Source organism: Vibrio sp. 10N.247.310.23, from assembly GCF_041467155.1.
Classification (GTDB): Bacteria; Pseudomonadota; Gammaproteobacteria; order Enterobacterales; family Vibrionaceae; genus Vibrio; species Vibrio crassostreae_C.
This window is the reverse complement of record NZ_JBFSTZ010000005.1, coordinates 88648-100783: the sequence shown is the minus strand read 5'-3', so window position 1 is coordinate 100783 and position 12136 is coordinate 88648. Positions and strand designations below refer to the sequence as shown.

Annotated in this window: 12 protein-coding genes and 1 pseudogene; 8 read left to right on the top strand and 5 right to left on the bottom strand. The window is 41.5% G+C overall.

Going from position 1 to position 12136, the window contains the following annotated elements; all coding sequences use genetic code 11:
• Nucleotides 1-230: 230 nt before the first annotated feature.
• The gene (gene fusA, locus AB6D93_RS05415) at nucleotides 231-2318 is read left to right on the top strand and encodes an elongation factor G (protein ID WP_017058825.1); all 2088 of its coding nucleotides are present in this window, start codon (nucleotides 231-233) and stop codon (nucleotides 2316-2318) included.
• Between the two features lie 221 nt (nucleotides 2319-2539).
• On the opposite strand, the gene AB6D93_RS05410 is transcribed toward fusA, so the two are convergent.
• The gene (locus AB6D93_RS05410) at nucleotides 2540-2752 is read right to left on the bottom strand and encodes a VF530 family DNA-binding protein (protein ID WP_012604684.1); all 213 of its coding nucleotides are present in this window, start codon (nucleotides 2750-2752) and stop codon (nucleotides 2540-2542) included.
• A 45-nt stretch (nucleotides 2753-2797) separates the two neighbouring features.
• Nucleotides 2798-3748 carry a LysR substrate-binding domain-containing protein gene (locus AB6D93_RS05405; protein ID WP_017068220.1) on the bottom strand — a complete coding sequence of 317 codons (951 nt, stop codon included), beginning with the start codon at nucleotides 3746-3748 and terminating at the stop codon, nucleotides 2798-2800.
• 103 nt (nucleotides 3749-3851) lie between these two features.
• Between AB6D93_RS05405 and AB6D93_RS05400 the strand changes: the two genes are divergently transcribed.
• Nucleotides 3852-4058, top strand: a complete 207-nt coding sequence (locus AB6D93_RS05400) for a DUF1127 domain-containing protein (protein WP_102331947.1) — start codon at nucleotides 3852-3854, stop codon at nucleotides 4056-4058.
• 106 nt (nucleotides 4059-4164) lie between these two features.
• On the opposite strand, the pseudogene AB6D93_RS05395 reads toward AB6D93_RS05400, so the two are convergent.
• Nucleotides 4165-5070, bottom strand: a pseudogene (locus AB6D93_RS05395) (LysR substrate-binding domain-containing protein).
• Between the two features lie 99 nt (nucleotides 5071-5169).
• On the opposite strand from AB6D93_RS05395, the gene AB6D93_RS05390 reads away from it, so the two are divergent.
• The 4 genes from AB6D93_RS05390 to AB6D93_RS05375 all read left to right on the top strand — a co-directional run bounded on the left by AB6D93_RS05390 (nucleotide 5170) and on the right by AB6D93_RS05375 (nucleotide 8336).
• Nucleotides 5170-5316 carry a hypothetical protein gene (locus tag AB6D93_RS05390; protein ID WP_170967431.1) on the top strand — a complete coding sequence of 49 codons (147 nt, stop codon included), beginning with the start codon at nucleotides 5170-5172 and terminating at the stop codon, nucleotides 5314-5316.
• 562 nt (nucleotides 5317-5878) lie between these two features.
• Nucleotides 5879-6373, top strand: a complete 495-nt coding sequence (locus AB6D93_RS05385; protein WP_017063294.1) for a TadE family protein — start codon at nucleotides 5879-5881, stop codon at nucleotides 6371-6373.
• Nucleotides 6374-6384: 11 nt separating this feature from the next.
• Entirely contained in the window at nucleotides 6385-6942 is a 558-nt protein-coding gene (locus AB6D93_RS05380; RefSeq protein WP_017063295.1) for a TadE/TadG family type IV pilus assembly protein, read from the top strand.
• Between the two features lie 11 nt (nucleotides 6943-6953).
• Nucleotides 6954-8336 (top strand): VWA domain-containing protein, encoded by a 1383-nt coding sequence (locus AB6D93_RS05375; protein WP_017063296.1) that lies wholly within the window; start codon nucleotides 6954-6956, stop codon nucleotides 8334-8336.
• Between the two features lie 173 nt (nucleotides 8337-8509).
• On the opposite strand, the gene AB6D93_RS05370 is transcribed toward AB6D93_RS05375, so the two are convergent.
• Together AB6D93_RS05370 and AB6D93_RS05365 are read right to left on the bottom strand one after the other, a co-directional pair.
• Nucleotides 8510-10198, bottom strand: a complete 1689-nt coding sequence (locus AB6D93_RS05370) for an AMP-binding protein (protein ID WP_017068215.1) — start codon at nucleotides 10196-10198, stop codon at nucleotides 8510-8512.
• 93 nt (nucleotides 10199-10291) lie between these two features.
• Nucleotides 10292-11035 carry an AraC family transcriptional regulator gene (locus tag AB6D93_RS05365; protein ID WP_017068214.1) on the bottom strand — a complete coding sequence of 248 codons (744 nt, stop codon included), beginning with the start codon at nucleotides 11033-11035 and terminating at the stop codon, nucleotides 10292-10294.
• A gap of 193 nt (nucleotides 11036-11228) precedes the next feature.
• Here AB6D93_RS05365 and AB6D93_RS05360 point away from each other — a divergent pair, with 193 nt between their 5' ends.
• Together AB6D93_RS05360 and AB6D93_RS05355 are read left to right on the top strand one after the other, a co-directional pair.
• A complete protein-coding gene (locus tag AB6D93_RS05360) occupies nucleotides 11229-11417 on the top strand; it encodes a Flp family type IVb pilin (protein ID WP_017063299.1) in 189 nt (62 codons plus the stop codon).
• A 162-nt stretch (nucleotides 11418-11579) separates the two neighbouring features.
• Complete coding sequence (locus tag AB6D93_RS05355; RefSeq protein WP_017063301.1) at nucleotides 11580-12110, top strand: prepilin peptidase; 531 nt, start codon at nucleotides 11580-11582, stop codon at nucleotides 12108-12110.
• Nucleotides 12111-12136: the final 26 nt, after the last annotated feature.

Sequence of the window (12136 nt, the reverse complement as noted above, 5' to 3'; positions counted from 1 at the left end):
ACTCACTTCAGCTACTCTATACAGCAGCAATTCAGCCTAACCTTAACGCCGATTAGGCTTTAGGTTAGCACTATAATTAACAATCATTTAGATTGTTACTACTGAGTGCCTTTTTCTATATGTTAGAAAAAGGCAAAGTTTTTTAGTCCCAAATGCATGCAAAGCTATCAGTCTTCACAGATTGTGATATACTCTGCGCGCATTTTATATCCTATTAACAGAGTAAGACAATGGCAGATTTATCGAAATACAGAAACATTGGTATTTTCGCGCACGTTGATGCGGGTAAAACAACTACCACTGAGCGTATCCTTAAGCTAACTGGTCAAATCCACAAGACTGGTGAAGTACATGATGGCGAATCAACGACTGACTTCATGGAACAGGAAGCTGAGCGCGGTATTACTATCCAATCAGCAGCTGTAAGCTGTTTTTGGAACGATCACCGTCTAAACGTTATCGATACTCCTGGACACGTTGACTTCACAGTTGAAGTATACCGTTCTCTTAAAGTTCTTGATGGCGGTATCGGTGTATTCTGTGGTTCTGGTGGTGTTGAACCTCAATCAGAAACTAACTGGCGCTACGCTAACGAATCAGAAGTATCTCGTCTGATCTTCGTTAACAAACTAGACCGTATGGGTGCAGACTTCTACAACGTTGTTGACCAAGTTAAAAACGTTCTAGGTGCAACTCCTCTAGTAATGGTTCTACCAATCGGCCGTGAAGACGAGTTCGTTGGTGTTGTAGACCTACTAAGCCGTAAAGCATACGTTTGGGATGACACTGGTCTTCCTGAAAACTACGAAATCAAAGATGTTCCAGCGGACATGGTTGATGACGTTGAGCAATACCGTGAAGAGCTAATCGAAACTGCTGTAGAGCAAGACGATGACCTAATGGAAGCTTACATGGAAGGTGAAGAGCCTTCTATTGAAGACGTTAAGCGTTGTATCCGTAAAGGTACTCGTGATATCGCATTCTTCCCAACGTTCTGTGGTTCTGCGTTCAAGAACAAAGGTATGCAACTTATCCTTGATGCTGTAGTAGATTACCTACCAGCACCAACTGAAGTTGACCCTCAGCCTCTAATGGATGAGAACGGTGAAGAAACTGGCGAACACGCTATCGTTTCTACAGATGAGACTTTCAAAGCGCTTGCATTCAAAATCATGGATGACCGCTTCGGTGCTCTAACTTTCGTTCGTATTTACTCTGGTAAACTGAACAAAGGTGACACGATTCTTAACTCATTCACTGGCAAGACTGAACGTGTTGGCCGTATGGTTGAGATGCAAGCTGATGACCGTAACGAACTAACTAGCGCACAAGCTGGTGACATCATTGCGATCGTTGGTATGAAGAACGTGCAAACTGGTCACACTCTATGTGATCCTAAGCACCAAGTAACGCTTGAGCCAATGGTATTCCCAACTCCAGTAATCTCAATCGCTGTATCTCCAAAAGATAAAGGCGGTTCTGAGAAAATGGGTATCGCTATCGGTAAAATGGTTGCAGAAGATCCATCTTTCCAAGTTGAGACTGACGAAGAGACTGGCGAAACTATCCTGAAAGGTATGGGTGAACTTCACCTAGACATCAAGGTAGATATCCTTAAGCGTACATACGGCGTTGACCTAACTGTAGGTGCTCCTCAAGTTGCTTACCGTGAAACTATCACTCAAGCAATTGAAGATAGCTACACGCACAAGAAGCAATCTGGTGGTTCTGGTCAATTCGGTAAGATCGATTACCGTATCAAACCAGGCGAAGCAGGTTCTGGCTTCAAGTTCAACTCTGTAGTTGTGGGCGGTAACGTTCCTAAAGAATTCTGGCCTGCAGTTGAGAAAGGCTTCGCATCTATGATGGAAAACGGCGTACTAGCTGGCTTCCCAACTCTAGACGTTGAAGTTGAACTTTTCGATGGTGGTTTCCACGCAGTCGATTCATCTGCTATCGCATTTGAAATCGCAGCGAAAGGCGCATTCCGTCAATCTATGCCTAAAGCTGGCGCGCAACTTCTTGAGCCAATCATGAACGTTGACGTGTTCACTCCAGACGATCACGTTGGTGATGTTATCGGTGACCTTAACCGTCGTCGTGGCATGATCAAAGATCAACAAGCTGGCGTTACTGGTGTTCGTATTAAAGCTGACGTACCTCTTTCTGAGATGTTCGGCTACATCGGTCACCTACGTACTATCACTTCTGGTCGTGGCCAATTCTCTATGGAATTCGCACAATACGCACCATGTCCAACTAACGTTGCTGACGAAGTGATTGCAAAAGTTAAAGCAGAAAAAGAAGCTGGTAAGTAATTAGCCCTTTTCTCAATTAGCTAAAAAAGCCCCGCAAGTGAAAGCTTGCGGGGCTTTTTATTGCTTGTAACATACTGCGAGATGCGAGATGCGAGATGCGAGATGCGAGATGCGAGATGCGAGATGCGAGATGTGATATTGATATTGATATGGCCCCTAAAAAGTAGACACAGGGGTTGTCCCGTATTTAATCAACACGGGACAGATAAAGTAGGGAGAGATTAACGCTTTAAGTCGATGTAAATCTGCTCTACCTTGGTACGAGCCCAATCTGTTTTACGCAAAAATTTTAAGCTCGATTTAATGCTCGGGTCTTTTTTAAAGCAGTTGATGTTCACCATGTAACTCAACTCTTCCCAACCGTAATGTTCAACTAATTCAGTCAGTAGCTTCTGTAGAGTGATACCGTGAAGTGGATTATTGTCTTGTGTCATGAGATGTTCTCGCCATTTATTTGAGCTAAGTATACCAGTTTCGCTTTATGAATTATCCGACCATTTGAGTTCGTAATCGGTGTGGATAATCGAAAGCTCTTCTCTACCTGTATCACCAAATAATTTAACCTGAGCCTGCATCCATTCTTCGAAACGTTTTATCTTCTCTCGATGGAAGTAACCTGGAGGCGCGCATAAAAAGTAATTGTATTTAGGCTTCAGCGCGATATTACCGATTCGGACGAGTTTCTTTTCCTGCAAATAGCGATACACCAAGCTGTGCTTAACCAAGGCAACGCCCTGAACGGATAATGCACCCTCTAAAACAAAATGTGAGCCGTCAAATTGCAATGATGAACGTCCTGCCTTCGCCCCAGCAACGTCTAACCATAGATTCCAATCCATATCAGGCCAACGGTCTTCAATTAACTCTGCTTTATGCAGATCGCTGATGTCATAGATTCCATATTTTTCTTGATAGATAGGATGACAGACAGGGTAAACAACTTCGTCCATTAACCAACGTGATTCAATATTTGGGTAGTTACCATGACCATATCGAACACAGACATCGACAGCTGAGTCTTCAAAGGTAACCAGTTTGTTGGTCGGTTCTATTAACATAGATAAATCTGGGTGACGGTCGCGGAAGTCGCCAATTCTAGGCACTAACCAATGTTGTGCAAAAGAGGGTACGGTCGAAATCGATAACTGAGTGGGGTTGGGGTCTTGGTTTATTCGTCTTACTCCATCTTGAATATGAGCAAAGCCTTTCTTCGCTTGTAGATAGAGCACTTCACCTTCATGAGTTAATACTATTTTTCGGTGCTGGCGAATAAACAGGTCTGCGCCTAACCATTCTTCAAGTTGGCGAATTTGTTGGCTGACTGCTGCAGCCGTGACAAATAGCTTTTCTGCTGCGAGCTTGAAACTGCCAGTTTCAGCCGCAGTATAAAAATAGTAGATCCCTTGGAATGGTGGCGTTCGCTCTCTCACATTAGTTTTCCTTAACTGAGTACCAGTATCTATCGTTTGTCGCTAATGCGTCACTGGTCGATTATTGACCATAAGAAAGCAAAGCGTCAATAGGAGAGCGATTATGAACACGATAACAACGACATCAAATACTCATCATTCATTCTTATCATCATTATCAGGTAAGAAATTCTATTCTAAATTTAGGATTTATCTTCAGAATCGTAGGACGAGAAAACACCTAGCAGAGCTATCGGATCATTTACTTGAAGATGTTGGTATTACCCGAGAGCAGGCTAATGAAGAGATGAAAAAATCTTTTTGGGAGTAAATAAACTTCACGCACGTAACTCTATCTATATAAAAGGAGTTACGTGAACGCGGAGTGTGATAAGTAATGCTGAGTTATCTTTGCAAAGCCAAAGCAAAAGCCAAAGTTAGCTCTTAGATATTTCAGACACTTCTTCATGCAACCACTCAGTAAATGCCTCAATACGTTCTTTCCTCGGCGAGCTAGGGTCAAAACATAAGTTAACTTGAACCCCAGGTGTCATGCCTATATCAAAGGGTTTCACTAGTAAGCCGCGTTCGATGAAGTCACCAGCCAAGCTGTCTGTAGCTAGGCAAACCCCGTGACCCGCCATGACTGTGGTTAGACCCATATCAAATGTGCCTACTTCTACCCATTGGACAGTACTACTTTTGATTGGAACATTTACTCGTTTGAACCACTCCTCCCAAAGATAGTGCCCCCCTTTAAATTGGATCAGCCAACACTTTAGAAGCTGTTCTGGTGACGAAAACTTCAAAGAGTTAGCAAGAGCAGGTGAGCAAAAGGGATATAAAGGTTCATTGATTAGGACTTCAAGCGATAGACCTTGCTCAACAGGGAGATCCTCACCTTGAAGAATCGCGACGTCAATCTCATCATATTTTAGTTTAGGAGTATCATTCTCGGTGAGGAGTTTGATTGGTATTTCGGGGTGTTTGACTGAAAACTTCCACAACCGAGGTAATAGCCAACGCGATGCAAAAGATGGCAGACTTCGAACCACGATAACGCCTTGTAAGGGTTCAGACTGGATCTTGTTCAACCCGACAACAAGCTCTTTAAATCCATCTGACACATGTTGGAAGAGAGTCCGACCCTCTTTAGTCAATGCCATTTCACGCCCTTTCCTAATGAACAGCTTGCACTCTAGTTGTTCCTCTAACTGACGGATCTTTTGGCTGACAGCAGCTTGGCTAACAAAGAGCTCTTCTGCTGCCTTGCTGTAGCTACTCAAGCGAGCTGCGACTTCGAAGTAACGAAGTCAGGAAAGGTGGCGTAGTCTATTATCCATAACGTCTTCTTATAGTTCTTGTTAGAAATGGTTGTTCGCTTATCGAACAGGTTGTTTTCATAATAACGACAGAACGATGGCAAATACAAGAGAGTAATTATGGAAGCATTAATCCGTTGGACAAGATTTTATGGGACTAAGTTGTTTAAAAATAATAAGATCAAAGGAGGTAAGGCTAAGGCGAAACAGAATAAGGTTTTATGTGCAGAACAGCTGAGTCGTAGGATGAAAGAAGATATAGAGTAAGAGAATAACGATGCTTCTGATTATACTAAATGTTTATAATCATGACTTATGTATCCATTAGCGTGAAGGCTAGTTTCGCTGGTTCTATCTCGGCCACAATATTCATTTGTACTCGCTTAATCCAGCCTGACTTTACCCATTAATCATCGAGTACTTATAAAAATCCATTCCTACTAAACTAAATGCTTATTTTTCAATTTACGTTGTCTTATTTTTGAGACTTTAACTCTGATTTATATAAAAACAAGCGTCATAATGTTTTTTTCCTTTCTTTGTCTAATGGATATAAAACAGACAGTTATTTTTGGGATTAATAAATGAAAATTAAATTACTATGTTTTATTAGAACCTTTAATTTTATATAAGCAATTGAATTAAATTAAATTAAACAAAAAACAGTTTGAATCCACCTCCGTATTAATAGTGTTGAAATTGATTAATTGAATGCTGCTTGAATAACTCATTTATCAATTCTATATCTGTAATGTTGAGTCTTTCTATATCTCCTAGGATTCTATTGGGCTAGATAGGGTGAATAGAAAGACGAAAGGGTGGGGGCTGTATGAAATTTATTTCAAGAGGTTCAGAAGGTAACCGCTATCGAAGCGGTCTAAAATCCAAAATAAAAGGTATCGCTATTATCGAATTTACGATTGTGGTGAGCCTGTTTTTTGCGCTTTTTTTAACGGTTGTTGACCTTGGTATTTATGGGTTCGTTAAACTGACCATGCAACACTCGGCAAGGGAGGGGGCAAGATATGCCATTACAGGTCGTTCTGACTTGGATCCTGACTCATCGAGTGATCGCGAAGCGGCTATCTTGGAAAAAATCTCTCAATCGTCGAGCGGTTTACTCGATAAAGTGATGGATGTTCAGAATATACGTGTTGAAGATGTCTATGGTAATGCAATCACCGGCTTTGGCGGTTCTGGAGACATTATTTCTATTCATCTTGATTGTGAGTGGCCATCTGTAAATCCCTATATGTATGTTTTGCTCGATGATGGAAAATTCAAATTTACCGTCAGCGCAGCGATGAAAAACGAAGCTTTTTAGGGAGGGACTGGATGTTTCCTTTTAAATTGAAAAAAGCCGCTCAGAAAGGTTTTGCAGCAATCGAAATGACGTTGATAGCGCCTTTATTTATGCTACTGATCGTGGCGGCTGTCGACATAACACATCTCATTCAAGCTAACCACGTTATTATCAGTATCAGTCGAGAAGGTGGAAACATTATCTCGCGAAGTAACACTGATACCCCACAAGAAGTCATGGACATCATAGCGACAACATCAGGCACTTTGGATTTAACGCAAGACGGCGTTATTTACATTACTGAGTTGGTCGGTCAAGAAGATGCTTCTCCATACATTAAAAGTCAGTATCGATGGAACCAGCACGGGTTAAGTAAAAACAGTGCTATTTGGGCGAGCTGCAGCAATTGGGCCAATGATGGAGAGTGCTCGGATGTGGATGCTGATGATCCTCCTGTTGTTAACAACTTAGCGGTTGCACTTGATGATGGAGAGATTGTGTACAGCGTTGAAGTCTTTTACGACTACTCGCCTATTTTTAGTCGAGTGTTTGATGATGAATACATTCTGAGCGACACAACATATATGTAAGGGAGGTCGATATGGATAAGGGAACCCCAATCAAATATCGTTACAGTCGTGGGTTAGTGGCTTTGATGTCAATTATTGCGCTGCCTTTTATACTCTTAGTTGTTGGTCTTTCTGTTGATGCTGGTCGAGCTTATATTGTTAAGTCGAAATTATTTGCCGCGGTCGATGCAGCCAGCATTGCGGCTGCAAGGGCGGTCGCTAATGGCGAAGATGCTGGACGGGCAGCTGCTCAAAAATATTTTGCAGCTAATATCCCCGCAGACTTCTATTCAGCCACTCCTAGCTTAGGCGCAGTCAATTTCGCTAATGATTCGTTTGGTAATATCTCTATCGATATCTCAGCAACAGCGCAAGTGCCCACTGTCTTTTTGCCATTGATAGGGCTAGACACGTTTAACCCTGGTGTATCCGCACAGTCGATCCGCCGCCCTGTAGATTTAGTGTTAGTGATTGATAACACAACATCTTTGAGGTTAGGGAGTATCGGCGACGTGACTCAAGATGTCATCGATAGGTCTAAGTCATTCGTTGAGAATTTTCATGAAGGTTTTGATCGTATCTCGTTGGTGAAATTTGCGTTTGGGGCAGAGGTACCTGTTGGGTTCACATCGACTCGAGGACACAGTCGAAGCACTATCAAATCTGAAATTGATAGCTTTAACTTTGGTAGTACCTCGAACGCACAATATACCAATGCATCGGAAGGGATGTATCGAGCTCTGAATGAACTGAGAACGGTGACTGATCCGGCAAATTTGAAAGTGATCGTGTTCTTTACCGATGGAGCACCAAACACCTTTGCAACCACGTTTGATTTTGAGGACGGGGATTCACATACGGGCGCTATTCGATCAAGCGATGGTTCCAGTGGTACGCCGAGAGGGCTTTGGAGGCATGACTCGATAGCCACCACTTTATCTGGTGGCTATGAGGGAAATGATATTGATGACCATATCAGTGAGATGCCCCAGTACTACACGACTCATGATTCAAGCGCCACCGAGTTCAACATTCTAAATCCGTCTCATGCGTTGCGTCCAGTCGCGCAATATGATCCAGATAGTCATTCAGCGAATGATTTGTATACCCGTGTAAATCGGGTTGCGCGTAATCTCGTCGAAGATATTGCGGAAAAAGCCAGAACGGAAGATATTTATGTATTTACGTTAGGGTTAGGTTCATCTCTAACATCAGCGACAGGACCTGATAGCGAGTTTGGTGAAGACTTATTGCTACGGATGGCGAATTCTAGTGCGCTATTAGATGATCCTGATCTTAGTGCGGATTATGACCCTGCTCAGCTTGAAGGAGTGTATTGTCATGCCATCGATGAAGAGGCGCTAGGTCCTTGTTTTGATGAGATGTTAGACGTAATTATCAGGTTAACCTTGTAATAGTTGTCTGCGGGTCGGTTTACTTGCAATAAGGCTGTCAGTAGAAAAACGGTCAATAGGAAGAAAGGCCAACAGAAAGTGGGTCATATAAAAAGAGGGAGCTCTCAAGCTCCCTCTTAGTGCTAGTTTCAGTTTAGTAGCACTCTTTATTCAGTGTTAGGTGGAAGTCATGGTTATTCTTCCCAAACCACCAATTTATCTTTCGGCCAGTTATGACCAACTTCATGGTATTTCTGCTCAAGGATATGTCGCTTGATTTTGAGAGTCGGGGTTAACACGCCATTCTCAATGCTCCATGGTTCCTTAATCATCAATACACCTTTGATCTTCTCATGTGAACCGAGCTGCTCGTTCATTTTCTCGATAACGCGCTTTGTCGTTTTCTCATAGCGAGCTCTATCGAAATTAGGGAAGTCATGCGGTACCACAAGTAGGATTGGGCCTGGTAGGCCAAGCCCTATCAAACACATCATTTCTACGCGGCTGTACTCAAACAGTTTGTTTTCGATTGGTACAGGGGCAACAAACTTACCTTTAGCTGTTTTAAAGGTATCTTTCTTACGCCCACGAATCGTTAGGTAACCTTCACTATCGATATCACCGATATCACCGGTATGAAGCCAACCATCCGAGTTAAAAGACTCTTGGGTTGCAATATCATTCTTGTAGTAACCAGAGAATAAGCCTTTGCCTCGAACTAGAATCTCTTCATCTTCAGCTATTTTGAGTTCGATCCCTGGACCTGCATTACCAACCGTACCAATTTTATCGGCTCTGAATGGGTAGTTGAGCGTGCTGTAGGCGAAAGACTCTGTCATGCCCCATGCCTCGGTAATGTGCAGGCCAACACTCTCATACCATGCGAGTAGAGCGGGTGATACAGGTGCAGAACCACAGCCGAGAACACGAGCTTGGTCTAACCCTAAGCCATCAGCAAGCTTCTTCTTAATGATGTTGTTGATAAACGGAATCTTCAATAAGAAGTTCAGTTTCTTCTGTGGCAATTTGTCTTGGATTCGCTGCTGGAACAGAGTCCATAAGCGAGGAACTGAAATAAACAGTGTAGGGCGATGCATTTTCACATCATCAATAAAGGTGTCTAAAGATTCTGGGAAAGCCGTAACCACGCCCCCCATTACTGAAGAACCAAAGATGTAAACGCGTTCTGTAATATGAGCAAGCGGTAGGTAAGAAAACAGGCGATCGCCAGGTTGGATCCCAATATGGTCAATCAACCTTTGAACAGACCAAGTAAACGCACCGTACGTGAGCATTGCGCCTTTTGGTAACCCTGATGTACCCGATGTATAAACAAGTGACATAAGCTTATCGTCGTGATGCTGAGGGCGTTTGGTTGATCGTTCATGTGTATCAATGAGCTGTTCGAAAGTGTGTTGGCACTTCGCTGCACTGTCGTATGGTAGTGAAATACTCACTAAGCTCGGATTGTCATCAAGTACTTTTTGAGTGGCTTTAGGATCGTCAAGCTTACCCGCAATCACAATTTTACTTTCACTGTGTTCAATACAGTACTGAATGGTGTCTGCACCCGCTGTAGGAAAGATTGGGACGCTGACAAAATCTCCTAACATCATGGCAAGATCGCAGATGAACCATTCTGCACAGTTTTTCGATACGAGAGCGACTCGATCGCCAGGTTGGGCTCCGAGTCCTTCTAATGCTGACGCCAATTTCAGTGCTTTGTCTGCTACTTCTTTATAAGTAAATTCGACAAATTGGCGATTAATAATCTGTTTCAAATAGACTTCATCTGGGCGTTCTTCTGCCCATTTTAAAATCATGTCATTGGGTGTAGGGAGAGCTGTTGCTTGTTCTTGGCTAAACTCGTTAGGCTGAATCATTGTCTAACTCCATGTTTTTCGCTAAGTTATTTTTGGTTATTTTTGTTAAAATCATGTTAAATGTACCATGATTTTTTCTTTTAGGGAGTAAAATTAGCGTTTTCTGTTATCTGTGCAGGCACGTCTATAGCTTGCAGGGGTTACGCCCGTCCTTTTCTTAAAAATTCTTGAAAAATACGACACATCCTTGTAGCCACATTGATAAGAAATTACAGCTATTTTTGATTCGGTATCGGCTTCGATTAACTTCTTGGCTAACAGGATTCGTTTATCGCACACAAAGTCTCTAAAGCTTACTCCAAAGTGTAGATGAAACTTCTTAGAAAAGTAGGTTGCTGAGCAGTGACATTTTTCAGCTATGTCTGTTTCTCTTATTTCCTTGTTAATGTTATCCATAACAAAGTTAACAACTTCAGAAGTAAACTGTTTTGTCGGTTCTTGGTTATTGTTATTCATGTCTCGATCGAGGTCGAAATGTGCTTCAAAGATGTGTTGGGTTTTATGCTTTAGTTCTTCGAATGAACTGGTCAGATGATGACTGATTGTTTCAATTACGAAGAATACATTCTTATGATTTCGAACGTTATTAGGTATCTGACCTGTACAAATAATAACAATTCGCTTGTTCAAGTTTTCACAAATAGATAGTGCCATTTTAAGTAGTTGAAGTTCATCCGTTTTATTCAATATAAAAAATACTAACCTTACATCTAAGTGGCTGATTATAGATATGTCCTGTTTATGGTTTTTTATGAGAAAGTAACGACTTATTTTATTGATGATGATTGAATTAAAGTCGCTATCTATATCTGACAGTAAAGGTGTAATTATATTCATAGTTATTAAACCGGTATCATACTTAAATAAGCAGTAAGAGAAGTATTGATGAATGTGTTTATTTAAATAGATTAGAAGTGCGACAAAAAAGTGCAAGTAAATGGCAAGAAAATCCTAACCGAATATATGGTTCGGCTCTAGATTTAGTTTACAGGTAAATAAAACCTGATACGTAAATCAAGGAGAGATTCTTATGAGTAACTTATTGAAAAACATTAAAGAATTCATGAATGATGAAGAAGGTCTGACGGTCATAGAATATGTGATCGGTGCTGCTATGCTCGTTTTAGGATTGACAACTATATTTAGTGGAATAGGTAGTGCGTTATCAACGAAACTAAGCGCGATTGTTGGTGCGATTAGTACGACGACAGCACCATAGAAACTATGAATATTAAGAGAATAAAAAAGCAGAAAGGACTAACCATTGTCGAATACATTATCGGTGCGGCTTTGCTTGTTTTTCTCGCTTGGGCAATATTCTCTGGTATAGCTGTATCCTTGTTCAGTAAATTTCAATTAATTGTGTCAGGTATATGAATGAATGATAAGTGAATCTCTAGTTTTTTGGGTGCTATTGGTTGTGGTATCAGTATTTGATGTGAAAGAAAATCGAATACCGAATAAGGTTCTGATTTTATTTGTATTGTTGTACTTTATTATTGCGATTAATAGTGGATTAACTTGGGGTTCACTTGGCACTTCTTTGGTTGGGGCGGCTGTTTTTTTCTCTTCGGGACTTATCTTATATTTCTTGAGAGCAATGTCTGCTGGCGATGTGAAATTTTTGGGTGTGATAGGGCTATATGTTGGATGGGGTAACCTACTCGATATTACTTATTATATTATCATTTCCGCGGGAATAATTGCTGTGTTTTACTTACTTTATAACCGTGCGAACAGCGAGTCTCTAACGGTAAAAGGTTATTTTGAAGAGAAACTAATGTTAGTTAGTGGAATGTCAACCAGCACAAAAACTGTGTCAACGGTTCATTCTAGGTATTCAAATAAGGTGACGATGCCTTTCGCACCTTCAGTTGTTATAGGCTTAGCGATGTATAGCTATTTTACGTAATTTAAATTGAAATTCGATGTGTTGGA

What these genes read in the sequence shown, in the direction of transcription:
- AB6D93_RS05365 (WP_017068214.1), bottom strand. Translation starts at nt 11,035, where the DNA reads ATGAATATAATTACACCTTTACTGTCAGATATAGATAGCGACTTTAAT.
- AB6D93_RS05360 (WP_017063299.1), top strand. Translation starts at nt 11,229, where the DNA reads ATGAGTAACTTATTGAAAAACATTAAAGAATTCATGAATGATGAAGAA.
- AB6D93_RS05390 (WP_170967431.1), top strand. Translation starts at nt 5,170, where the DNA reads ATGGAAGCATTAATCCGTTGGACAAGATTTTATGGGACTAAGTTGTTT.
- AB6D93_RS05380 (WP_017063295.1), top strand. Translation starts at nt 6,385, where the DNA reads ATGTTTCCTTTTAAATTGAAAAAAGCCGCTCAGAAAGGTTTTGCAGCA.
- AB6D93_RS05410 (WP_012604684.1), bottom strand. Translation starts at nt 2,752, where the DNA reads ATGACACAAGACAATAATCCACTTCACGGTATCACTCTACAGAAGCTA.
- AB6D93_RS05375 (WP_017063296.1), top strand. Translation starts at nt 6,954, where the DNA reads ATGGATAAGGGAACCCCAATCAAATATCGTTACAGTCGTGGGTTAGTG.
- AB6D93_RS05385 (WP_017063294.1), top strand. Translation starts at nt 5,879, where the DNA reads ATGAAATTTATTTCAAGAGGTTCAGAAGGTAACCGCTATCGAAGCGGT.
- AB6D93_RS05355 (WP_017063301.1), top strand. Translation starts at nt 11,580, where the DNA reads ATGATAAGTGAATCTCTAGTTTTTTGGGTGCTATTGGTTGTGGTATCA.
- AB6D93_RS05370 (WP_017068215.1), bottom strand. Translation starts at nt 10,198, where the DNA reads ATGATTCAGCCTAACGAGTTTAGCCAAGAACAAGCAACAGCTCTCCCT.
- fusA (WP_017058825.1), top strand. Translation starts at nt 231, where the DNA reads ATGGCAGATTTATCGAAATACAGAAACATTGGTATTTTCGCGCACGTT.
- AB6D93_RS05400 (WP_102331947.1), top strand. Translation starts at nt 3,852, where the DNA reads ATGAACACGATAACAACGACATCAAATACTCATCATTCATTCTTATCA.